The 23,514-nt window shown below is 63.8% G+C and carries 19 protein-coding genes; 5 read left to right on the top strand and 14 right to left on the bottom strand.

Annotated features, from left to right (window positions below; genetic code table 11):
* Positions 1 to 116 precede the first annotated feature (116 nt).
* From ACJRPG_RS07340 to ACJRPG_RS07330, 3 genes are all read left to right on the top strand, one after another.
* The gene (locus ACJRPG_RS07340; RefSeq protein ID WP_407999410.1) at positions 117 to 1,136 is read left to right on the top strand and encodes a LacI family DNA-binding transcriptional regulator; all 1,020 of its coding nucleotides are present in this window, start codon (positions 117 to 119) and stop codon (positions 1,134 to 1,136) included.
* Positions 1,137 to 1,139: 3 nt separating this feature from the next.
* On the top strand, positions 1,140 to 2,492 hold the full coding sequence (locus ACJRPG_RS07335; protein ID WP_407999409.1) for an MFS transporter: 1,353 nt from the start codon (positions 1,140 to 1,142) through the stop codon (positions 2,490 to 2,492).
* A gap of 95 nt (positions 2,493 to 2,587) precedes the next feature.
* Entirely contained in the window at positions 2,588 to 4,939 is a 2,352-nt protein-coding gene (locus ACJRPG_RS07330; protein WP_407999408.1) for a beta-galactosidase, read from the top strand.
* On the opposite strand, the gene ACJRPG_RS07325 is transcribed toward ACJRPG_RS07330, so the two are convergent.
* The 7 genes from ACJRPG_RS07325 to ACJRPG_RS07295 form a co-directional block, all read right to left on the bottom strand.
* Positions 4,940 to 6,478, bottom strand: coding sequence for an alpha-N-arabinofuranosidase (locus ACJRPG_RS07325; protein WP_407999407.1), 1,539 nt, complete (start codon positions 6,476 to 6,478; stop codon positions 4,940 to 4,942).
* Positions 6,479 to 6,495: 17 nt separating this feature from the next.
* The gene (locus tag ACJRPG_RS07320) at positions 6,496 to 7,452 is read right to left on the bottom strand and encodes a Gfo/Idh/MocA family protein (protein WP_407999406.1); all 957 of its coding nucleotides are present in this window, start codon (positions 7,450 to 7,452) and stop codon (positions 6,496 to 6,498) included.
* On the bottom strand, positions 7,449 to 8,066 hold the full coding sequence (locus ACJRPG_RS07315) for a 2-dehydro-3-deoxy-6-phosphogalactonate aldolase (protein WP_407999405.1): 618 nt from the start codon (positions 8,064 to 8,066) through the stop codon (positions 7,449 to 7,451). Before ACJRPG_RS07315 ends, ACJRPG_RS07320 begins: the two co-directional genes overlap by 4 nt.
* Entirely contained in the window at positions 8,056 to 8,949 is an 894-nt protein-coding gene (locus tag ACJRPG_RS07310; protein ID WP_407999404.1) for a 2-dehydro-3-deoxygalactonokinase, read from the bottom strand. Before ACJRPG_RS07310 ends, ACJRPG_RS07315 begins: the two co-directional genes overlap by 11 nt.
* A 5-nt stretch (positions 8,950 to 8,954) precedes the next feature.
* On the bottom strand, positions 8,955 to 10,103 hold the full coding sequence (gene dgoD / locus ACJRPG_RS07305; protein ID WP_407999403.1) for a galactonate dehydratase: 1,149 nt from the start codon (positions 10,101 to 10,103) through the stop codon (positions 8,955 to 8,957).
* 78 nt (positions 10,104 to 10,181) lie between these two features.
* Positions 10,182 to 11,075, bottom strand: a complete 894-nt coding sequence (locus ACJRPG_RS07300) for an SMP-30/gluconolactonase/LRE family protein (RefSeq protein ID WP_407999402.1) — start codon at positions 11,073 to 11,075, stop codon at positions 10,182 to 10,184.
* A 90-nt stretch (positions 11,076 to 11,165) separates the two neighbouring features.
* Complete coding sequence (locus ACJRPG_RS07295) at positions 11,166 to 12,110, bottom strand: LysR substrate-binding domain-containing protein (protein WP_407999401.1); 945 nt, start codon at positions 12,108 to 12,110, stop codon at positions 11,166 to 11,168.
* A 153-nt stretch (positions 12,111 to 12,263) separates the two neighbouring features.
* On the opposite strand from ACJRPG_RS07295, the gene ACJRPG_RS07290 reads away from it, so the two are divergent.
* Positions 12,264 to 13,934: a sodium:solute symporter family transporter gene (locus ACJRPG_RS07290; RefSeq protein ID WP_407999400.1), complete on the top strand. Its 1,671-nt coding sequence runs from the start codon at positions 12,264 to 12,266 to the stop codon at positions 13,932 to 13,934.
* Here the strand turns inward: ACJRPG_RS07290 and ACJRPG_RS07285 are convergent.
* From ACJRPG_RS07285 to ACJRPG_RS07275, 3 genes are read right to left on the bottom strand one after another with little or no spacing between them, the layout of a single operon-like run.
* Positions 13,916 to 14,392, bottom strand: coding sequence for an SRPBCC family protein (locus ACJRPG_RS07285; RefSeq protein WP_407999399.1), 477 nt, complete (start codon positions 14,390 to 14,392; stop codon positions 13,916 to 13,918). The two genes, ACJRPG_RS07290 and ACJRPG_RS07285, sit on opposite strands and share 19 nt — an antisense overlap.
* On the bottom strand, positions 14,389 to 14,712 hold the full coding sequence (locus ACJRPG_RS07280) for an ArsR/SmtB family transcription factor (RefSeq protein ID WP_407999398.1): 324 nt from the start codon (positions 14,710 to 14,712) through the stop codon (positions 14,389 to 14,391). The genes ACJRPG_RS07285 and ACJRPG_RS07280 overlap by 4 nt, the downstream gene beginning before the upstream one ends.
* Complete coding sequence (locus ACJRPG_RS07275; RefSeq protein ID WP_407999397.1) at positions 14,709 to 15,365, bottom strand: glutathione S-transferase family protein; 657 nt, start codon at positions 15,363 to 15,365, stop codon at positions 14,709 to 14,711. The genes ACJRPG_RS07280 and ACJRPG_RS07275 overlap by 4 nt, the downstream gene beginning before the upstream one ends.
* 135 nt (positions 15,366 to 15,500) lie before the next feature.
* On the opposite strand from ACJRPG_RS07275, the gene ACJRPG_RS07270 reads away from it, so the two are divergent.
* Positions 15,501 to 16,154, top strand: a complete 654-nt coding sequence (locus ACJRPG_RS07270; protein WP_407999396.1) for a glutathione S-transferase family protein — start codon at positions 15,501 to 15,503, stop codon at positions 16,152 to 16,154.
* Here ACJRPG_RS07270 and ACJRPG_RS07265 read toward each other — a convergent pair.
* The 4 genes from ACJRPG_RS07265 to ACJRPG_RS07250 all read right to left on the bottom strand — a co-directional run.
* Positions 16,126 to 18,186 carry a glycoside hydrolase family 97 protein gene (locus tag ACJRPG_RS07265; RefSeq protein WP_407999395.1) on the bottom strand — a complete coding sequence of 687 codons (2,061 nt, stop codon included), beginning with the start codon at positions 18,184 to 18,186 and terminating at the stop codon, positions 16,126 to 16,128. The genes ACJRPG_RS07270 and ACJRPG_RS07265 overlap by 29 nt on opposite strands.
* Positions 18,183 to 19,700 carry a tryptophan halogenase family protein gene (locus ACJRPG_RS07260; protein ID WP_407999394.1) on the bottom strand — a complete coding sequence of 506 codons (1,518 nt, stop codon included), beginning with the start codon at positions 19,698 to 19,700 and terminating at the stop codon, positions 18,183 to 18,185. The genes ACJRPG_RS07265 and ACJRPG_RS07260 overlap by 4 nt, the downstream gene beginning before the upstream one ends.
* A gap of 4 nt (positions 19,701 to 19,704) precedes the next feature.
* Complete coding sequence (locus ACJRPG_RS07255) at positions 19,705 to 21,075, bottom strand: alpha-amylase family glycosyl hydrolase (RefSeq protein ID WP_407999393.1); 1,371 nt, start codon at positions 21,073 to 21,075, stop codon at positions 19,705 to 19,707.
* Between the two features lie 64 nt (positions 21,076 to 21,139).
* Positions 21,140 to 23,514 (bottom strand): TonB-dependent receptor (locus ACJRPG_RS07250; protein ID WP_407999392.1); only part of this gene is annotated, 2,375 nt, incomplete at its 5' end.

The raw sequence follows: 23,514 nt of genomic DNA, 5'->3' as shown, positions 1-23,514 counted from the left end.
AGGTTTCTATGTGACTGATTTATATCGGGGATTTTCACTGGGCAGCGGCCGGGACGATGTGGTATCGTAACCACATTGCAGCCGCCGCAAACCCGACTTTTTTACAACAACATCACATGCGCAAAGCCAGCAAGCTCAGTGAAGTGGCAGAAATTGCCGGTGTTTCCCCCATCACCGCCTCCCGCGCGATCCGCGGCGTCGGCTACGTTTCCGAGGCGGCCCGCGCCCGGATCATGGCGGCCGCGGCCCAGCTGAACTACACGCCGGACATGCTGGCGCGCCGCATGCGGGGCGACAAGAGCAAGCTGATTGGCCTGTTCGTCAATAACTACGGCTCGCTGGTGCTGCACGAAATTACAAAGCTGATCAGCGCCGAGGCGCGGGCGCGCGGCTACGATATCCTGCTGTTCAATGCCGAGCGCTTCGACGGCCCCGGCCGCGCCGCGACCTGCGATATGCTCAGCAAGCTGTGCGACGGCCTGATGCTGCTGATGCCGAATGGTGAGGACGGCTATCTGGACGTCGTGGAGAAGCAGCACCTGCCCTGCGTCTTCATCAACTTCGACGCGCGCACGATGAAGCTGCCCATCGTGGCAGTGGAAAACCGTATCGGCGCGCGCACCGCCGTGGAGCACCTGCTGTCGCTGGGCCATCGCCGCATAGCCTTCATCGCGGGCACCAATGGCACGGGGCAGAGCGCGGAACGGCAGGCCGGCTACCTCGAAGCGCTGCACGCCGCGGGCATAGCGCCCGACCCGGCGCTGATTGTGGTGGGCAGCTTTATCCAGACCGGCGGCTATGCGGCGGCGGAGCGGCTGCTTGCGCTGCCGGAACCGCCCACCGCCATCTTTGCTGCCAATGACGATATGGCCTTCGGCGCCATCGATGCCATTCACAGCAAGGGCATGCATGTGCCGGAACACCTGTCGGTCATTGGCTTCGACGACATCCCGACATCGAGCTACGTCTTCCCTCCCCTGAGCACCATGCGGCAGCCGCTCGCTGAAATGAGCGCCTGCGCGGTCGCCGAACTGGTGTCCCTGATCGGCGGCGGTGAAATCCAGGCGAAGAAGATCGCCTTCCCGATGGAACTGGTGCTGCGCGGCTCGACCGGTCCGGCCCCGCAACGCGGCTGAGCGATGGCCGCCGTCCACACAGCAGCCGCCCGTGCCGTGGTCCTGCCGCTGTCGATGGCGGGGTTGGGTGCGGTGCTGTTCTGGCTCCTGCTCGGCGACCTTGGCATCCAGATGCGCGACCGCGCCGCACTGCCCAGTGCCCTGGAACTGCTGCGCCACCATGCAGCATCGGACACTGTAACCTCCCTGCTGCTGTCGACGGTGCCCGCGGCCCTCAGCATGCTGCTGGTGCCGCTGGTGGGCTATCACTCGGACCGCTGCCGCAGCCCCATGGGCCGCCGCAAGCCTTTCCTGCTGGTGGCGGCGCCGGTGGGCTGCCTTGCCCTGGCCGGCCTGGCGCTGTCGCCGGCGCTGGCGGCGGGCGCCGATGCCCTGCTCGGCGCCTGGTCGCCCGGCCTTCGCGGCTGCCGCCTGGCCTTCTTCTGCCTGTTCTGGACTGTATTCGAATGCGCTGCCATCAGTGCCCTCTCGCTGTTTACGGGACTGGTGAACGACATCGTGCCGCAAGGGCTGCTGGGACGCTTCTTCGCAGGTTTCCGCATCGTCGGCCTCACGGTGGGGATCGCCTTCAATACCTGGATCTTTGCGCTTACCGACCACTACCTGACGGAGATCCTGCTCGGCGTGAGCCTCGTGTTCTGCCTGCCGATGCTGGCCATGTGCCTGATGATCAGGGAAACGCCGCTGGCGCCGGGAACGGCGCCGGCATCCGGGGCGTCGCGCAGGCTGCGCTTTCCGCTGGCGCATGTGCTGGAGTGCTTCAGCTACCGCCCTTACGCGTGGGCCGTGGCGGTCTTCATGCTGGCCAGCGTCACCTTCAGCCCCTTCAACACCTTCTACCAGTATTACGCGCATGTAATCGGCATTCCGAAAGCGACGCTGGGCGCGCTGACGGCTGCCGGCTATACGGTATCCATCCTGTCCGCCTTCGCCATCGGCTGGCTGGCCGACCGCTTTGGCGCGGTGCGCGTGTCCTCGATCATCATGTCAGTGTACTGCGTGGTGGCGGCGGTGGGCTATCTTGGCGTCTCCGACGCGGCCAGCTTCCGCGCCTTCTATCTCGCGCATGTGACCATCTCCGGCGCCTGGTGGACTGCCGCGGCATCGATGCCGATGGCCCTGCTGCCTCGCTCGAAATTCGTACAGTACAACTCAACCAAGGATCTGATGGTTGTTCTCGGCAGCATCCTGGTGAGCAGCGTGCAAGGGCCGGTGCTGGACCTGTCAGGCCACGATTACCGGCTCACGATGCTGGCCGGCGCTTCGTTCTCCCTGCTGTGCATCTGCTGCCTCGTGCGCCTGCAATCCGGTGCGCTGGCAGGTGAAATAGCGCGGCGCCAGCGCCGCGATCCATAACGGGCAGCCTGTTAACTATGCTAATTGAGCATAGTTGGCGGACGGAGCTTGCCACTATTATTGGCCACTGCTGCAACCACAATAACGAGACACCCATGACCCAGAACATCCAACGCCGCCGCCTGCTGCTCGGCGCTGCAGGCGCCGCCATCGCAATGAATGCGCCGCTGGCCGGCGCGGCCCAGCCACGCTTTGCCATCGGCGAAAACGACTTCCTTCTCGACGGTAAACCTTTCCAGGTCCGCTGCGGCGAAATGCACTTTGCCCGCGTGCCGCGCGAATACTGGAGCCACCGCCTCAAAGCCATCAAGGCCATGGGCCTGAATACCGTGTGCGCCTACCTGTTCTGGAATTACCATGAGTGGCGCGAAGGGAAATACCGCTGGGAAGGCCAGCGCGACGCCGTTGAATTCTGCAGGCTGGCGCAGGCCGAAGGCCTGTGGGTCATCCTGCGTCCCGGTCCTTACGCCTGCGCCGAGTGGGAAATGGGCGGCCTGCCATGGTGGCTGCTGAAGGCGCCGGGCGACAAGTTCCTGCGCTCGCGTGCTCCGGAATACGTGCAGCCTGCGCGGCGCTGGATGGCCGAAGTGGGCCGTGTGCTCGGTCCAATGCAGATTACGCACGGCGGTCCTATCCTGATGGTGCAGGTCGAGAACGAATACGGCTTCTTCGGCGAAGATCTGGAATACATGCGCGTGATGCGCAAGGCGCTGCTGGATGGCGGCTTCGACGTGCCCCTGTTCCAGTGCAACCCGACCAATGCTGTGGCCAAAACGCATATTCCGGAACTGTTCTCGGTGGCGAACTTCGGCAGCGATCCGGCCGCCGGCTTCAAGGCGCTGCAAAGCGTGCAGAAAGGGCCGCTGATGTGCGGCGAGTACTACTCCGGCTGGTTCGATACCTGGGGCGCCCCGCACCGCCGCGGCGACAATGCACGCGCCATCCAGGATATCGACGCCATGCTGAATGCGAACGGCTCCTTCAGCCTGTATATGGCGCACGGCGGCACCACCTTCGGCCTGTGGGGCGGCTGCGACCGCCCGTTCCGGCCCGATACCACCAGCTACGACTACGACGCACCGATCAGCGAGGCGGGCTGGCTGGGCGAGAAGTTCCGCACCTACCGCGAGTGCCTGCTCAGACACCTGCAGCCGGGCGAGAGCCCCTCCCCGGCGCCTGGCAAGATGCCGGTGATGGCCATTCCCGCGTTCGCACTGAGCGAAACAGCGCCGGTGTTCGCCAACCTTCCGCAGCAGGCGATTCAGGAGGCATCGCCGCGGCCCATTGAGGAATACGATATCAGCCGGGGCCTCATATCCTACACGGTGACGGTGCCCGCAGGTCCGGCAGGCCTGCTGCAGGCGGCCAAGGTGCGCGACTTGGCCTGGGTGTATGCGGACGGCCGCATGGTGGGCACCATGGACACGCGCTACCGCCGGTTCAGCGTCGAGCTGCCGGCGCGCACCAAAGATACCGTGGTTGAGATCCTGCTGTACACCATCGCCCGCGTGAACTTCGGCGTGGAAGTGCACGACCGTAAAGGCCTGCACGGCCCGGTGACTTTCCGCAGCAAGGGCGGCGCGCCGCAAGAGCTGAAGGACTGGCAGATCCGCGCCATCGACTTCGATGCGGATGCCGAACTGCCGCCGCTGCGCTGGCAGGCAGCGCGCGCCAAAGGCCCCGCGTTCTGGCGCGGCAGCTTCAACGCCGCGAAGAGCGCCGATACCTTCCTCGACATGTCGAGCTGGGGCCAGGGCATCGTGTGGATCAATGGCCGCTGTCTGGGCCGCTACTGGAGCATCGGTCCCACCCAAACCATGTACCTGCCCGGTCCATGGATCAAGGTTGGCCGCAATGAAGTGGTGGTGCTGGACCTGACGGGGCCGCGCGCCAGCCGCATTGCCGGTCTCACCGCGCCGGTCCTCGACGAGCTGCATCCCGAACGCGACCTGGTACGTCCGCCGAGCACCGTCCGGCCACGCCTTGCCGGACTGCAGCCGGTGCACGCAGGCCAATTCGCGGATGGTCCCGCCACCCAGGACGTGAAGTTCAGCGAGGCGGCGCGCGGCCGCCAGCTCTGCCTGGAAGTAGTCGATACCTTCGACGGCAAGCCCAATGCCGCCATCGCGGAGCTGGCCCTGCTGGACGCGAACGGCCAGCCGCTCAACCAGTCCGCATGGACGATCGCTTATGCCAGCAGCGAGGAAGCACGCAAGGAAGACGGTTCTGCGCTGAATGCCATCAACGGCCAGGCCACGGACTACTGGCACACGGCTTACAGCAATGGCGCCCGAACATCGGGTCCGGCGCGCCTGGTGCTGGACCTGGGCGCACCGGCCGATGTGGCAGGCTTGCGCTACACCCCGCGCCAGGGGCCGGCCGGCGTTACCGGCCGGATCAAACGCTATCGCGTGTACGTCGGCGACAAGCTGGTGTCGGAAGACTGATTACTCTTCCAGCGCCACCACCATCACTGCCTTCGCAGGCAGTTGCAGGGAAAGGCGGCCGGCATTCGCGGCCGCCTTGTAGTTTGCGGGACGCACGGCATCCGGCGCGGCAAAGGTGTTATGCGCATCCATTGCCGCAGCTGTCAGCACTTGGCCGGAAGCTGCGCGGAAGCTGCCGCCGGAAACGTCCACCGTCGCCGCATTGCGCGGATCCGTGTTCACCAGTGCCAGGTACAGCTTGCCGTCCTTGGCACGAGCGGCCGAGGCGCTGAGCGAAGGAATGGTGGTTTGCTGGTATTTGTACTGCGTGTCTCCCGACACCGTCAGCGGAACCACCGTCGCGCCCTGGAACGGCACGTAAAGACGGTAGGCGTGATAGGTCGGCGTGCGCAGCATCCTGCTGCCGTCGGTCAGGATCATGGCCTGCAGCACGTTCACCATCTGCGCGATATTCGTCATCTGCACGCGCTGTGCGTGCTTGTGGAAGACATTGAAGTTCAGCGCCGCCACAATCGCATCGCGCAGGGTGTTCTGCTGGTACAGGAAGCCCGCATTGGTGCCCGGCTCCACGTCATACCAGGTGCCCCATTCGTCCACGTAGAAACCGATCTTGCCTTCGGGGTCGTTCTTCGCCAGCACCTTGAGGTTGTCCTCGATCTGCTGGTCGATCTTCAGCGTGTTTGCCAGCGTCGCAATCCACTGCCCTTCATCGAAGCCGGTGGCGGCGCCCTTCACGTCCCATTTGCCGGTGGGGATGGTGTAGTAGTGGTAGGAGATGCCTGCCATTTTCTCCTTCACGGCGCTGCTGAGCGCATCGGTCCACCTGGTATCCTGGCTGTGGCCGCCGCTGGCGATGAACTGCACATTGGCTTCAGGCCGCGCCTTGAGGAAGGTCGTCACCTGCTTGTACTGCGCCACGTAGGTAGCCGGTTCCATATTGCCGCCGCAGCCCCAGGCCTCGTTGCCGACGGCGAAGAACTGCAGCTTGAACGGCTCCTTGCGGCCGTTCGCGCGGCGCAGTTCCGCCAGCGACGATTTGCTGGTGCCGGTCATGTATTCCAGCCACTCCGACATTTCCTGCGCCGAACCGGTGCCGAGGTTGCCGTTCACGTAGGTATCCGCGCCAATCTGCTCGGCAAGGTCGAAGAATTCGTGCGTGCCCACGGCGTTGTTCTCGTCCACGCCGCCCCAGTTGGTGTTGACCCGCACCGGGCGCTTGCCGCGCGGGCCGATGCCGTCGCGCCAGTGATATTCGTCGGCGAAGCAGCCGCCGGGCCAGCGCACCAGAGGCACATGCAGCTCCTTGAGCGCGCCGACAACGTCCTTGCGCCAGCCACGCACGTTCGGAATCGGCGAGTTCGGGCCTACCCATATGCCGCCATAGATACCGCTGCCAAGGTGCTCGGCGAACTGGCCATACACATTCTTGTTGATTACCGGCCCCCTGGCGGCGGTGTCGATCACGATACGAACGTCGGCCGCGTACGCGGCCGAGCCGAGCGCCAGCAGGCACCCGGCTGCGAAACTCCACTTCTTCATGCTGTCTCCCTTTTTATCTACTCAACAAAAGCAGGTGCAGGCAGCAGGGTTCCTATCATGAAGGCATCGGCGACGATACGCATCGGCCCAAAGTCTGCGTCGGAACGCCCGCTGCGAATCAGTTCGTGAAAATGGGCGTAAAGTCCGTCGTATTCCGCGTCCACGCCATCGAGCACCACTTTACCATTCAGCTCCAGCAGGGTACCGCCTTTGTGCAGGGCCAGCCTCTCTCCTTCGAGAGTCTCGGCAAAGATGCTCCAGGTCTGGTTTTCGGTTTCGAGGAAGTCGTATTCGGCCCGGATCGGCAGGCCGTGGTCCGTCACCATTTCCAGCTCGGCGCGGATGGGCGCCGCGCAGTTCTCCGGCACGTGCAGGTCGGCCTTGCGCACGATGACGGTATGCTGCAGCAGGTGCGTGAGGATGGACAGGGAGTTGATGCCGGGATCGAACACCCCGCTGCCGCCGGCCGAGAAGATCCAGCTCTGGCCGGGGTGCCATTCGCGCACGTTCTCCTTCCATGCGATGCGCACCGAGGACAGCTCGCGGTCGGCGATCCACGCGCGGGCCGCTTCCACCGCGGGTGCGAAGCGCGAATGCCAGCTGGCCAGCAGCGACACCCCGTGCAGTTGCGCCAGTTCGCGGATGGCTTCGGCCGCGCCCAGCGTGGCTGCCGGCGGCTTTTCGAGGAACACATGCTTGCCCGCGATGATGGCCTGCTTCGCCAGCGCCTGCCGGATCTGCGGCGGCGTGCACAGCGAAATGGCGTCGATATCGGGATGTTCTGCCAGCATCGCTTCCATCGAGGTATAGCAGCGCAGGCCGTCGATGCGGCTGCTCGGCGAGCAGCCGGCCACCAGCTCCCAGTTACGGTTGGCGCGAATCGCCGGGATATGCTGGTCGACGGCGATCTTGCCCAGGCCGACCAGACCGATCTTCAAAGGCTGGCGGCGCCGCTCGGGACGCGCCATCTTCATGCGGCGTCCTGCCAGGCCGCCACGAATCCGCGCGCGCGGCGCTCCAGCTCAGCTTCCGTCACGCCCGGCGTATAGAGCGCGGAGCCGATGCCGAATCCGGTGGCGCCCGCCGCACGCCATGCGGCCATGGAGGAAGGCGTAACGCCGCCAACCGGCCACATTGGCGTCCCTGCAGGCAGCACGGTGGCCATGGCCTTCAGGCCGGCGCTGCCGACCATCTCGGCCGGGAACAGTTTCAGCGCATGCGCGCCCGCATCCAGCGCGGCGAAGGCCTCGGTTGGCGTGGCAACGCCGGGAGCGCACAGCATGCCGGCATTGCGGGCATGGGTAATCACGGCAGGCTTGCAGTCGGGCGCCACGAACAGGCGGCCGCCGGCGGCGGCAACCTGGTCGACATGGGCGATACTGAGCATGGTGCCGCCGCCGACCAGCGCATCGGCCGGCGCCTGCGCCACCAGCGTGGCAATGGCGTCCAGCGCGCCAGGGCGGTTCAGCGGCACTTCAAGCATGCGGAAACCGGCATCCAGCAATATCTTGCCCACCATCGGGGCTTCCGCAGCAGTGAGGCCGCGCAGGATCGCCACCAGCGGCAGGCGTTTCCGGTCATCGTACATAAGCTGCTCCTTCGGCTGCAAAGCGCGCCAGTGCAGCGCAGTAGGTCTGGTGTGGATCGAGCGTGGTGGCCTGCAGGCCGAAATGCGCGGCGGCGCGCAGGTAGCGCGGCGCCAGTCCCGCGGATGCCAGCACCCTCACCGCTGAAGGACGGCTTTCCGTGCCTCCGATGGCGGCGAACTCGCTGCCGATCAGCAGCCCGCTGACATAGCCGCGCGCACGTTCGGCGCCCATCGCTTCGCTGACGACGGCGGCGCGCACCGTGAACAGCGCATGGCTGAGGGGCAGGCCCTGCTGCGCAAGCGCCAGGCCGGCTTCGAAATCCGCCTCGTCTTCCGGCGCGGACTGCTGCAGCAGCGCGGACAGCGTGCCGTCACGCGACAGCATCGCATACAGCTCGCCTGTCATGAAGGTGGACCAGTAAGCCATGCGGCCGTTCTCGATGCGCACCCATTTGCTGTGCGTGCCGGGCAGCAGATACCAGCCGTCGCCATGGCCCAGGCAAAGGGCGCCCAGCATCTGCGTCTCTTCGCCGCGCATCACGTCGGACACCTGGCCGCGCCGCATATAGCCCGGCACGATGAAACAGCCGGCCATTTCGCGCACCGGCGCCAGATGGTGCGGCAAGGCTTCCAGCGCCACCGCGTCCGCAAGATACGGCACTTCCTGCCAGCCCTGCGCGCTGCCCACCATGCCGGACAGGATCACCGGCACTTCGGCGGGAGCGCCGATGGCCGAGCGCAAGGCCGCCAGCGACCAGGCAAAGCGGCCGCGTTCGGCCAGCATGCCCTTCTCGTCCTCGTGCCGGCGCACGCAGTTGCCCTGCTCGTCCAGCAGGTAGGCGCGGCGGTTGGTCGTCCCCCAGTCGACACCCAGCAAAGCCATGGTGCTCACCATTCCGCCACGCTGCCATCGGCATGGCGCCACAGCGGATTGCGCCAGTCGGGGGCATTGCGGCTTGCTTCGATCACCGCGTCCTCGTTGATTTCAACGCCGAGGCCCGGCTTCATCAGCGGGGCGAAGTAGCCGTCGCGCAGGCGGAAGTCATCCTTGTTCACCACGTAGTCCAGCAATTCGGCGCCCTTGTTATAGTGGATGCCCATGCTCTGTTCCTGCAGCACGGCGTTGTGCGATACGAAGTCCACATGCAGGCAGGCCGCCAGCGCCACGGGCCCAAGCGGGCAATGCGGCGCCAGCGCGATATCGTAGGCTTCGGCCATGGCAGCGATCTTCACGCACTCGGTAATGCCGCCGGCGTGCGACAGGTCGGGCTGCGCAATCGATATACCGCCATCCGCGAACACGCGCTTGAATTCGAAACGGGAGTACATGCGCTCCCCGGCCGCCAGCGGAATGGCCGTGGTTTCGGCCAGGCGGCGGTAGTATTCGTCCTGCTCGGCCAGCACCGGCTCTTCCACGAACAGCGGGCGGTATGGCTCCAGCTCGCGCAGCAGGGTCTTCGCCATCGGCGCCGCCACGCGGCCATGGAAGTCGATGCCGAACTCGATGCGGTTGCCGAAGATGGAGCGGATTTCAGCGATGCGCTCCACGGCGGCGTCGATCTTGGTGCTGGTATCGATGATGCCCAGTTCCTCGGTGCCGTTCATCTTGAACGTGGTGAAGCCGATGTCCATCAGGGTGCGGATGCCGGCCACCACATCGGACGGGCGGTCGCCGCCCACCCAGCTGTAGGCCTGCATGCGGTCCCGCACCAGGCCGCCAAGCAGCTGCCATACGGGCTGGCCGAGGGTCTTGCCCTTGATGTCCCATAGCGCCTGGTCGATACCCGCGATGGCGCTCATGAGGATGGCGCCGCCACGGTAAAAGCCGCCGCGGTACATGGCCTGCCACAAATCGTTGATGCGGGAAGGATCCTGCCCGATCAGCAGGTCCGAGAGTTCATGCACGGCCGCTTCCACCGTGCGCGCCTTGCCCTCGATGACTGGCTCCCCCCAGCCCGTGATGCCTTCATCCGTTTCGATCTTCAACAGCATCCAGCGCGGAGGCACACGGTAGGTCGTCAGCTTCGTAATTTTCATGTCATAACACCTATAGCAAACAGTAGGCAGAGCTTACCGTCGCCATAGGCAAATGACTTATGAATAAAAACCGGGGAGCTATACCGACTTGTATGCGGCGGCTTCACGGCCTGCCACAGGCAGCTCCACCGAGAACAGCGAACCGGCCAGCGGCTGCTGCTTGCGGGCGTCTTCCGAAAGGCCCTGCCAGGCAGACGTGATGTAAAGCGTGCGCAGGCCCGGTCCGGCGAAGGTGCAGGACGAAGGCTGCGCCACGGGTACGCGCACCGTCATGTCCAGCGTGCCGTCCGGCAGGTAGCGGCAAACGCGCCCGCCGCCCCACTGCGCCACCCACAGGCCGCCTTCGGCGTCCACCGTCATGCCGTCCGGCCAGCCTTCCCGGTCGCCGTCGAACTTGCGGAACAGGCGCTTTTCGCCGCTGATGCCCCCCTGATCGACGGGATATGCAAACAGTTCGCCGCGCAGGCTGTCCGCGTGATACATGGTGCGGCCGTCCAGGCTGAAAGCCGGACCATTGCAGATATGGATGCCACGATCCTGCAGCGCGAGGCTGCCGTCCGGCGCCAGGCGCCACAGCTGCCCCTCGGGGCGCTCCGGCTCGATATTGTTCATCGACCCAAGCCAGATATGGCCATGCATGTCAGCCTTGGCGTCGTTCAGGCGGCCGTTCGGCAGCAGCGAAGGCTGGGCAGGAATGGGCTCCATGCGCAGCTCCGGCTCCAGCCAGAGGCGCACGATGCGGTCGCGCAGGCCCACCATGAAGCCGTCGCCGTCGCTGCGCGGCACGATCCAGCACACGAAATCGGGTAAGGGCCAGCTGAGATTGCGGCCGGATGAAGGCTCATGCGCCAGCAGGCGGCGGCCCTTGATATCGACAAAATAGAGGCGCTTTTGCGAAGGCACCCACAGTGGGCCCTCGCCAAGTTCCGCGCCGGCCTGCCACACAAGGGTGGCCTGGAATTCTTTACTCATGGGAGAACGGTTCTGAAGTGGAAACGACCATGCTACCGGAGCCGCGAAGGCGGCCGCCATGCAAAGTCGGCGTCGAGTTATATTCATTCGTTATGCATTGCGCGGCCCCTGCCGCACACTTTCACGTAATGCCTGGACCATGGCTTCCGCTGCCGGCGCGAGATGGTGCTGGCGGCGGGTGACGATGCCATAGCAGTCAAGGCGGATATCAAGGCCCACCGGCAGCACCGCCAGCGTGCCGAATTCCAGGTAGGGCAGCACCAGTTCTTCCGGCAGCGCCACCACGCGGTCGCTGCCCATCAGCAGCAGCGGAATCACGGACAGCGCCATGGTTTCGATGCTGTCCACCGGTTCGCGCACGCCATGCGAGATGAACATCGCCGTAAGGCGGTCGCGCAGCATGCCGGGCGGCGGCAGGATCCATGGCGCCGCAGCCAGTTCTTCCACCGCCAGTTCGGTGCGGCCTAGCCAGGGATGGCCGGCCCGCACCACGAGGCGGTGCACCTCCTCCGCCAGCGGTTCGAAATTCAGTTCCTGCGCCAGCGCCGGATCCAGGATACGCCCGATGACGATATCGATGTCGCCGCTGCGCAGCTTTTCGACCAGCACCTTGCTGGTGTCCACACTGATGGAAACCTGCACCTGCGCGTGGCGCTCCTTGAGCAGCTGTACGGCAGCGGGCACGAGGCCGGTGGATGGCGTCATCACGGTGCCGAGCGTTACCCGGCCGCCGACGCCTGCCGCGCCCAGCACCACTTCCTGGTGCGCCGCCTCCATCTCCGCCAGCGCCGCCCCGGCGCGCCTGATCATCACTTCCCCGTACCATGTGGGTGCAACGCCGCGCGGCAAACGCTCGAACAGGGTAACGCCCAGCGTGTCTTCCAGTTCGCTGAGCAGCTTGGAGGCGCCGGGCTGGGTAAGCCCCGCGGCTTCGGCGGCATGCAGGATGGAGCCGTGCCGGCCAAGTTCCACCAGCAGGATCAAATGGCGGGTTTTGAGGCGGGAACGCAGGAATCGGTGTGACGATAAGTTCATGAACTGATCTTATGGCAAGGCTGCTGAAGCGTCAATCTATGCCTCAACGATATACCTGCGGCGCAAAGGCACATACCCGCGAAGATGGATCAGCCCTTAACATTGTGAAAAACATAGCGTGCGGCAGCGCGCAAACAGGAGATCGAAAATTTTATGAGTCCCATCACATCGCTGGATACGCTGGTCTTTTTCGTTTATTTCATCGCCGTCTCCGCCTACGGCCTGTGGATCTACCGCAAACGCAAGGCCGCCACCAGTTCCTCCACCCACGATTACTTCCTGGCCGAAGGCTCGCTGACCTGGTGGGCCATCGGCGCTTCCCTGATTGCGTCCAATATCTCGGCCGAACAGTTCATCGGCATGAGCGGCGCCGGCTTCAAGATCGGCATGGCGATTGCGGCCTATGAATTCATGGCGGCGGCCACGCTGATCGTGGTAGCCGTGTTCTTCATGCCGGTCTATATCAGGCAGCGCATCTATACGATGCCGCAATACCTTGAGCAGCGCTACAACCGCACCGTGGCCACCATCATGGCGGTGTTCTGGCTTGCGCTCTACATCGTGGTCAACCTGACTTCCATCCTCTATCTGGGCGCGATCGCCATCAGCAGCGTATCCGGCCTGGGCTTGGTGCCCTGCATGATCTTCCTCGCGCTGTTCGCCATTGTGATTACGCTGGGCGGCATGAAGGTGATCGGCTACACCGACGTGATCCAGGTGCTGGTGCTCGTGATCGGCGGCCTGGTGACGACCTGGCTGGCCCTGAACCTGGTTGCCGCCAGCGACGGCGGCAGCGGCGTGGTGCACGGCTTCTCCCTGCTGACACAGAAAGCCGGCGGCCATTTCGATATGGTGCTGGCGCGCGACAACCCGAACTACCTGGACCTGCCGGGCCTGAGCGTGCTGATTGGCGGCCTGTGGATCGCAAACCTGAGCTACTTCGGCTGCAACCAGTACATTACCCAGCGCGCACTGGGCGCTAACCTTGAAACCGCGCGCAAAGGCCTGCTGTTCGCCGGTTTCCTCAAGCTGCTGATGCCCGTGATCGTTGTACTGCCGGGGATTGCCGCCTTCGTGCTGCACCAGAACGGCAGCCTTGGCGCCGGCATGCTGGTGGGCGGCGAACTGAATACCGACCGCGCCTATCCTGTGCTGCTTGCCCTGTTGCCGACCGGTCTCAAAGGCCTGGCCTTCGCCGCGCTGACGGCCGCCGTGGTGGCTTCGCTGGCGGGCAAGGCGAACAGCATCGCCACCATCTTCACGCTGGACATCTACAAGAAGCGCGTGAACCCAGCTGCCAGCGAACAGAAAATGGTGTGGATCGGCCGCGTTACCGTACTGGTGTCGATGATTGCGGCCTTCCTGATCGCCCCCTTCATGGGCATCGACAAGAAAGGCGGCTTCCAGTACATACAGGAATACACGGGCTTCGTTTCGCCGGGCATCCTGGCCATGTTCGTGATGGGCTTCTTCTGGCAGCGCACCACGTCTGCCGCGGCGATGTTCGCCACCATCGGCGGCTTCCTGCTGTCGGTGCTGCTCAAGTTCCTGCCGGCCTTCATGGACCTCTCCGGCCTGGCGCCGATTGGTTTCGCGGTGCCGAATGCCGAAGGCGTGTATGAGATGCCCTTCATGGACCGCATGATGGTGGTGTTCGTTGCCGTCCTGCTGGGCATGGCCGTTATCAGCCTGCTATGGCCGCGCCGCGAAGCACATCCTGAGGAAAAAGTTGACCCGGCCATGTTCCGCGTCAGCCCGGGCTTCATGGCCGGTTCCGCCGTGATCCTCGTGATCCTGACCGCGATTTACTGGGTCTGGTTCTGATTGGGCATCAGGCTTAGCACGAGTTTATCCAGCCCGATCTCCGTGCCGCGAATACGTTCCTCGCGGTCGCTGTAGCCGTCGAGGAAGGCGATCTGCTCGGTAAAGATCATCTTCGTGCCGCTGCCCTGCGCTTCGAAAACCACCGTCGCCAGCGAAGCCGAAATACGCTTCGCACCGACGTGCATGTCGAAGGCGTAGATAATGCGGCGGCCGGGCACGATGTCCAGGTAGTAGCCGTCGAAGCGGTGCATCTCGCCGCCCGGGAAGGCCACGCTGTTGGTCTCGCGCCCGCCCGGGCGGAAGTCCATTTCAAAACTCTGCGTTACCGCCGCATCGTCGCAGGACATCCATATCCGCTTGGCTTCCACGCTGGCCCAGGATGCAAACACCTTCGCCGGCGGCACCTTGAAATCGCGTTCGATGACGAAAGTGGAATGAATGGTGGAGCTGCCAGTCATGAGGATTCCCCGTCGAGATATTGTTCCAGTTTGTCGAAACGCCGGTTCCACATGCGTTTGCGCTCGTCCATCCAGCGCTCAAGGTCCGCAAAGGCATTTGGCGCCACGCGGAAGGTGCGCACCCTGCCCTGCTTTTCCGAGATGACGATGGATCCGGCCTCCAGGATGGCCAGGTGCTTGAGCACCGTTGGCAGCGACACCGCCATGGGCTCGGCGAGCTCCGTTACCGACGTGGGTCCATGGCTCAGCCGCTCAACCAGCGCACGCCGGGTAGCGTCCGACAGTGCGTGAAACTGCAGGTCCAGGTTGGGCGCTTTCATAGCTCGGGCAGCGCTTCAGCGAAGGGATAGAAGTGGAAGTAAGGCCTGGCTTCTTCCAGCACGCGGCGCACCGAAGGCCGCGCCATCAGGCGCTTGTAGTAGGCGGCCAGGTGCGGCGCATCAGGCGGAATCGCCTCCAGCGTAGCGGCGTAAAACAGCGATGGCGTGGCGGAGCAGTCGGCCATGGTGAATGTATCGCCGGCCAGCCATTCGCGGCTGCCGATACGCTCGTTCAGCAGGCGGTACGCCGTGTGCAGCGTTGCGCGGTCCTTGCCAGTATCTCCTTTGCTGCCCATCAGCCGGTCCAGCACGATGGCCTGCATCGGGGTATGCACATAGCCGTCACAGATACGGTCCCACAGGCGCACCTCATGCGCCTGTTCCCAACCGGCCGGGACCAGCTTTTGTGTGCCGCCGTAGAGCTGGTCCACGTACTCAATGATGGAGCTGGACTCTGGAATATCGCGTTCCCGGCCGTGGTCGCGCAGCACCGGGAAGCGCGTGAAAGGCCACACTGCTTCCAGTTCCGCGCGGTCCTCCGCGCTGCCCAGATCGATATTGCGCCCTTCGAAAGCGATGCCATGCTCGTAAAGCGCGATGAGCACTTTGTGGCAGTACGATGCCAGCGGGTGGTAATACAGTGTGAGCCGCATAATGAGCCTCCTTGTTGAAGGCTCAATAGTTTCACGAATTGGAAAGTATTGCAAGCGTGTTCAAAAAATCTTCAACACCATGTCGATCCGGCGGCACGCCGTTCGTCGTCAATAAAACACTGCCGGGAGAACACGATGAATATCACCATTACAGCTTTTGAACGGTCGCCGGACGGCGGCATGGGCCTTGCGCGCGACACGCGCGTGCGCTGGGCGCTGGAGGAAGCCGGCCTGGCCTACCAGGTTCGCCCGGTATCGTTCGAGGCCATGAAGCAGCCCGCCCACCTGGCCCTTCATCCCTTCGGCCAGATCCCAACCTATGAGGAAGACGGGCTTGTGCTGTTCGAGTCGGGCGCGATCATTTTCCACATCGCTTCGCACCATGCCGGCCTGCTGCCGGAGGAGCCCAACAGCCGGGCGCGCGCCATCACCTGGATGTTCGCCGCACTGAATACTGTGGAGCCGCCCATCCTGGAGATTGGCACCGCAAAATTCCAGGAGGGCGACAAGGCCTGGACCAGGGAACGCATGCCGCTGATTGCAGACCGCATCCGCAATCGCCTGAACCAGCTGGCAGCGCGGCTGGGCGATGCCGAATGGCTGGACGGCGCCTTCAGCGCGGGCGACCTGGTGATGGTGTCCGTGCTGCTCAGGCTCAGGCCATCCGGCATCCTGAACGAATTCCCCAGCCTCGCGGCCTACGTTGCGCGCGGCGAAGCGCGGCCGGCGTATCAGCGGGCCTTTGCCGACCAGCTGGCGTTCAATACGGCGCAGGCGCCAGCCGGATAGCCTGGCCGCCACCGGGCGCCAGCCTGAGTTTCAGCGTATCCGACGCCCGCACCTGCTTCTTCTCGATGACGATGTCGAAGCGGTGCGCATTACGGTAGTCGGCCTTGTCGCCATCGCGATAGATTTCCGCGGTGTAGCTGCGCTGCGGGTCGAGGAAGCTGAGCGGCAGGTCCAGCGTGCGCGCCGAGCCGTCGGTAACAGCGCCCACATACCAGTTCTCCGAGTTGCGGTCCTTGCGCGCGATGGTCGCGAACTCGCCCATCTCTCCGTTAATCACCAGCGTGTCCGCCCAGTCGGTCGGCACGTCCTTGATGAACTGGAAGGGGCCGGGATACTTCTCGTAGTTTTCGATCAGGTCCGCCGCCATCACGATGGGCGAATAGATGACGACGAAGCTCGCCAGCTGCTTGGCCTGCGTGGAATTAATCGGCCGCCCCTTTACGCCTTCCAGGCTCAGGATGCCGGGTGTGTAGTCCATCGGGCCGCTCAGCATTCGCGTAAAGATGAGGTTCGCCTCGTGGTCCACGCTGTTGATCGGATTGCCCCAGGCGTTATATTCCATGCCGCGCGCCCCCTCTCGGGTGAGCCAGTTCGGGTAGGTGCGGCGCAGACCGGTGTCCTTCACCGGTTCATGGGTATCGATGGCGATCTTGTAGCGCGCCGCTTCCGTCACCGCTTTCTGGAAGTGGCGCACGCCTTCCTGCGAGTCGGTATAGCCGAAGTGCGTGCTGCCGTCAGGGCCCGTGTACACGGCTGCACCAGCGTCCGTCACGTAGCCGGACTTGATGCTGTCCACGCCCAGCCGCGCATACAGCTGGTAGCCCGCGTCCATCTCCTTTTCGTAGCGCGCCACATTTCCGCCCGTTTCATGGTGGCCGATCAGGCGCACGCCCTTCTTCGCCGCATAGGCGGCCAGTCCTTCAAGGTCGAAATCCGGGTAAGCCTTCGTGAAGCTGAATTCCGAACCGCTGCCGGACCAGTTGCCGTCCCAGCCCAGGTTCCAGCCTTCCACCAGTACCCCGCGGAAGCCGTGCTTCGCAGCGAAATCGATATAGCGCCTGGTGTTCTTCGTGGTGGCGCCATGGCGCTCGCCGGAACCCCAGCTGCTCTTCTCCAGGTGCATCTCCCACCACACGCCGACGAACTTGGACGGCTTGACCCACGACACGTCGCCCAGCCTATTGGGCTCGTTCAGGTTCAGGATCAGGTCCGACATGTAAAGTCCCGGCGCGCTGTCGGCGATCTGCATGGTGCGCCACGGCGTGGTGAATGGCGCCTGCCGCTGCACCGGGGGGCCGAATGCCGATGGCGCCAGGTTCGCGCGCAGCTTCTGCCCTTCCACCTTGCGCAGCCACATGGAGGCATAATCCACCAGCGCCGCCTCATGGAAGGCGATGTGCGTGCCGTCGTTGGTGCGGATCGTCATCGGGGTATTCGCCATGCCCACTTCATCAAGGCGGCTTTTCTGGACAGGGTATTCGAGCGCCCACACTTCCCCGGCCTGCTGCCACCACGCTGTCGCGGGCGGCGCGACGACGAACTCCGTCAGCTCGTCGGTGATCTTCACCTCGGCCAGCTGCGGCTGCGCCGGGAATTCGTAGCGGAAGCCGATGCCGTCATCGAACACGCGGAACACGATGGCAAGGCGGCGGCTCAGCTTGTCCTTCTGGACCACGTCCACCCGCAGCTCGCGGTAGCGGCTACGCACGTAGCGGCGCTCGCCCCACGGCTGTTCCCAGGTGTCATCGTGGCTCGTCACCTTCTGGCTATCGAGGCTGAAGCCGCTGTCCAGCGGCGGCGCATTACTGAGCAGGAATCCGAGCCGCGACGGCGCGATCAGCTGCTTGCCCTTGCGCTGCACTTCATAGGCCAGGCGGCCGTCGCTGGCGCGCTGCACGGTCACGCTCAGCACCTTGCCGGGCGAGGTAACGGTCGCCAGGATCTCGTTGGCCCAGGCCCCGCTGCTGGCGTACAGGCCGACCATCATGCAGCAGCTGGACAGCCAGCGGATATTCGTTGGAGTGATATTCACTTGCTCTTTCTTTCGTGGCTGGCGCGCATATTGGCGACGAAGTCGGCATGCTTGGGCATGACGCTCACGCACTGCGCGATAACATGTTCGATGTCCTGCAGGTATTGGCCAATGTCCTCCTCGCTCTGCAGGTCCACCAGCGGGTGGTAGCCCCGCGGGCGGATGCGCTGCCCGTGCAGGACCTGCAGCCAGCCGACTTCGGCGAACAGTTCATCCGCAAGGCGGACGATGCGGCCACGGTTGCGCCACAGGTCCATTTTGGCGCGCAGCGTGTCAGGGATATCCATCGTGCGGCAGTAGTCCCAGAACGGCGTGTCGTTGCGCTCGGTGGCGTGATAGTGCAGGATCAGGAAGTCGCGGATGCGCTCCACTTCGAAATCGCACTGGCGGTTGAATTCGTCGATATCGGCCTGGCAGAACTCCTGGTCCGGGAAGAAGCTGATGAGGCGCGCGATGGTGGACTGGATCAGGTGGATACTGGTCGATTCCAGCGGCTCCAGGAAGCCGGAGGACAGGCCGATCGCCACCACATTCCTGTTCCACACCTTGCGCCGCTTGCCCGCCGTGAAGCGCAGCATTTTCGGCTCGGCCAGCGGCTTGCCGTCAAGGCTGCCCATCAAAATGCCCGCCGCCTCGTCATCGCTCATATAGCGGCTGCTGAATACGTGGCCATTGCCGGTGCGGTGCTGCAGGCCGATACGCCATTGCCAGCCCGCAGGCCGTGCGGATGCCCGCGTGTAGGGCGGCAGGTCAGCCGCCAGCTCGCAAGGGACGGCCCAGGCGCGGTCGCAGGGCAGCCAGTGCGTCCAGTCTTCGAAACCGGTTTTCAAGGTCTGTTCAATCAGCAGGCCACGGAAGCCGGAACAGTCGATGAACAGTTCAGCTCCAATGACGGCGCCATTTTCCATGCGCACGGATTCCACATGGCCGTCCGCCCTCAGCTGCGCATCCAGCACCTTGCCTTCCGTGCGCACCACGCCACGCGCTTCGGCATAGCGGCGCAGGTAGGCGGCATACAGACCTGCATCCAGGTGGAAGGCATGCGTAATCTCGGCCAGCGGCGAATTGCCTGCGGAGGGATCGGCGCGCATGAAGCGGTTCTGCTGCGAGGCCATGCGGTTGATGGAGTAGCGCTCGATATCCGGCGCCTTGCCTGCCAGGTGCATGCGCAGCCAGTACTGGTAGAAGTTCAGTGTTTCCAGGTCCTGGCCGAACTTGCCGAAACCGTGCATATAGCTGTCGCCCAGCCTGCCCCAGTCGCGGAACTCGATGCCGAGCTTGAAGGTGGCCTTGGTGGCGAGCATGAACTCATCTTCATCGATGCCCAGCACCTTGTTGAACAGGCGGATCATCGGGATCGTGGATTCGCCCACGCCGACTGTGGAGATGTCATCCGACTCGATGAGCCGCAGCGAGATCTTGGGTCCAAGCAGCTGCGACAAGGCCGCCGCCGTCATCCAGCCGGCCGTGCCGCCGCCAACGATCACCACATTACGAATGTTCTGCTGCATCATGGCCTCACTGCACGAAGATACGGTAGCTCCACGGCGCCATGTCCAGCTGGCTTTCCGCGCCGATGCTCACCGCTTCGCCCGAACTGAAGTCGCGGTAGCGGCCGTAATGACGCACGCCCTTGAAGCAGGCCTGCACCGGCTTGGCTGACAGGTTGAACACGGCGAATACCTTGTCCTTGCTGTTCTGGCGCACAAAGCTGAACACCTGCTTCGGCTGGGCGTTCTGCACCTGCTGCATGGAAGCGCCCCACTGGCCGTTCCACAGCGCCGTGTTCTGCTTCTTCAGGGCCAGCAGCTTTCTGTATAGCGCTTCGTAAGGCGAAGGCTGCCAGGCGATGGGATCGCGCTCGAAGAATTCCAGGCGCTTGCGGTTGCCCGCTTCCTGCCCGTTGTACATCATGGGAATGCCTTCGCTGATGAAGGAGAACACGATGGCGCTGTCCACAGCAGGACCGAAGATCTCGAACTCGGTGCCCTCCCACGCATTCTTGTCGTGGTTGGTGGTGTAGAGCATGCGGTAGGCCTGATTCGGATAGAACTTCTCGTTCCACGCATAGTAGGTGTTAAGAGAGCTGGCATCCGCCTTGCCCTCAGCGATGGCTTTCAGGCCATCCCACCAGGTCCAGGCATAGCTCGCATCGAAGGCGTTGGCATGCAGGTCGCGGCTTTCCCATTCGGCGAGCATGAAGACCGGCTTTACCTTGCGCAGTTCACGGCTTACGTGCTCCCAGAAATCCAGCGGCGTGAGGCCGGCCGCATCCACGCGGTAGCCGTCCACGCCTACGTCGCGCACCCAGTACAGCATGGATTCGGCCATATAGCGGCGCAGCGCCGGCTTGCTGTAATCGAGGTCGATGATGTCGTCCCAGTCATACCACGGCGTGGGATGCGGTTTGCCGTCTGCATCGCGCTCGTACCATTCCGGATGCTGTTTGAACAGCACACTGTCCCACGCCGTGTGGTTGCCCACCCAGTCGAGAATGACTTGCAGGCCAAGCTTGTGCGCGGCAGCCACGAAATGGCGGAAGTCTTCCAGCGTGCCGAATTCGGGATTCACGGCGCGGTAGTCGCTCACCGCGTAAGGACTGCCCAGCGTGCCCTTGCGGTTCTGCTGGCCGATGGGATGGATGGGCATCAGCCACAGGATATCGACACCAAGTTCCTTCAGCCTTGGCAGCTGCTTTTCCGCCGCCCGGAAGGTGCCTTCGGGCGTGAACTGGCGCGTGTTGATCTGGTAGATGCTGGCATTGCGCGACCATTCGGCATGCTCGAAACGCACATAGGGCTGCGGCTGATACGGGTCGGGAGCGGCATTGGCGGCGGCGCCCAGCAGCATGAGGGACGCCAGGGCAAGGCGTCGCAGGATTGCTTTCATAAACTCGCGGGTGAAATGGTCGGAAAGGGGCCACCGCCTGCGCGGCGGCCCTGTGCAGCATAACTCAGAACTTTACGGACAGACCAGCCGAATATGTGCGTCCATAGGTGACGGTATTGGTGATCTGGTTCGGGTCGTTCGTGTACTCGCGGAACGGCTCGTTCGTCATATTGTGGCCCTGGATGAAGACCGACCAGCCCTTCAGCCAGCCGCTCTGGAATTCATAGGCGGCCTGCAGGTCCACGATGGTTTCACCCTTGATGAAGGTGAACTGCGAGTCGCTGCGGTAGTCCAGGATCTGGCCGATGAAGTCCGAACGCTTGTAGGCCGCCCAGGCCAGCTGGAAGCCATGCTTTTCGTAGTAGAGACGCAGGCTGCTGACGTTTTTCGACAGGCCTGGCAGGCCGATCTCGGACACCTGGTCCCTGAATACCGGGGCATTGTTCTTCGTCACAAAGGCGCTGGTCGGCAGCCGCACCGAGCTGCTGGTGTAGGAATGGTTGGCCGATACGCCAAAACCGTCCAGCCACGAAGTAAGCATCGAGAACGGCATGTTCACCGCCAGTTCGAAGCCGTGCATATTGCCGCCCTGCCCGTTCTCCGGCTTGGTGAGGAAGCCAACGGTGGAACCCGCGAAGGGGCCGGTCTGCGGCAGCGGCGTGGTGGCGCTGGCGTAGGGGCCGAAGTCGAACTCGCGGGGCGCGTTGATCACGTAGTTATCCAGCTTCTTGTAGAAGGCCGCCAGCGATACGTAGGCACGCTTGCCGAAGTATTTCTCATACGAGAGGTCGACCGAGCGTGCGGAGTATGGCTTGAGCTCCGGATTGCCTGCGAAGCCGGTCAGCGCGGGCGCCGTGGAGGTGGCGCTCTGCAGGCCGAAGTCCATGCTGGCCTTCATATTGTCCAGGTTCGCACGGGAGATCTGCTTGCCCGCGCCGAAACGCAGGTACTGTTCCTTGCCCAGGTCGAAGGCGATGTTCACGCTCGGCAGCACGTTCGTGTAGTCGGTGCCGCCCTCCTTCACGGCATAGGGGCAGGTATCGACGGTGATGCCGGTGCATTTGGCCAGATCCACCTGGTTGCCGGTGGCGTGCTGTTTCGTGTTCACGACCTGCAGGCCGATATTGCCGGTATAGGGCAGCGAGAACAGCTTGCCATCCAGGTCGCCCATCACGTAGGCGGTGGCCACTTTCTCGTCGACCGTCCAGTTACGCGACAGGACGGTGGCGTCCACCCAGCGGTTCAGGCCATAGATGGTGCCCAGCGAGCCGGTAGGATCGAAGGACACCACCGGAATGCCGGTAGGCCCTGCGATGGCGATATCGCTGCCCGGCACCGGCTTGCTCGCGAAGCCGTCGCCGTTGAGGATGGAAAGGCGGCCCTCCTCGCCCGAACGCGCCTTGTCGCGCTTGGTGAAGTTGGCTCCCACATGCAGGTTGATGACCGGCCCCCACTCCAGTTCGCGGTGTGCGGACAAGCGCGCGGCCTGCACCTTGTCGTCGATGCGCGGCAGGGCTACATAGCCCGCCTGCGGCGTATTGGGACCGCCGCCCCAGCCGGCAACGTCGGTCAGCACCGCCACGTTGCGGTCGCTGTAGTTCAGGCTCGGCTTATACTGCACTTCGGAGAAGTTGGTGCCATTGAAGCCGGTATAGGTGATGGAACCGAGCTGGCTCTCCGGAACATTGCCCGGCTGGCCCGCCGTGGTCTCGTAGTTGCTGATGTTCTTCACGCCCTTCGAATGCGACAGGTCGGCTTCCAGGCGCCATTCGTCCAGCTTCAGTTCATTGTTCCAGCCCAGCGAAAGCAGCTTGTCCTTGTTGCTGAAAACGTGGTTGCGCACGTCGGCCTTGTAGTTGCTGAAGGTGCCGCTGGTGACGATGCCGTTGCTGATGGTGGCGTTGGTAAGCGTGGCGTTTGGATCATAAGGCCCGGTGCCGAAGGCGATGGCGCCTTCGATGCCGGTCTTCTTCGTGCTTTCCTCGCCACGCGAATAGAACACGTCCAGCGTGGAACGGAATTTCTGGTTCGGCTTGTATTGCAGCGTGAGCGAAGCGCCGTCGCGGTCCTGCCTGCGGCGCGAAGTCTCGGCCATAAAACCGCCGATGGCCTTTACCGTCTGGCCGTTGTACTGCATCTCCGGCAGGTAGGCGCCCCAGCTGTCGAATTTCAGTTCGCCGCCGTTGTCCTGCTTCATGGAAGTGATGCCGAGGGAGATACCGATGGTGCGGTTGGCAAACTGGTCGACGTAGGTCAGCGTCTTGCGGTGGCCCTTGCCCAGCTCCGCGCCGGACTCGAAGCCGATGCGCTCCTTGCGTGCACTTGCGGCCAGCACGCGCTTGCCGAAGTCGAGCGGGCGCAGGGTGCGCAGGTCGATGGTGGACGCCAGCCCCTGCCCCATCAGGCTTGCATCCGGCGTCTTGTAGATCAGCACGGAAC

The organism is Pseudoduganella rhizocola (genome assembly GCF_045984285.3).
In the GTDB taxonomy this organism is placed as follows: domain Bacteria; phylum Pseudomonadota; class Gammaproteobacteria; order Burkholderiales; family Burkholderiaceae_D; genus Rugamonas.
This window is presented reverse-complemented; position numbering and strand designations above follow the sequence as displayed.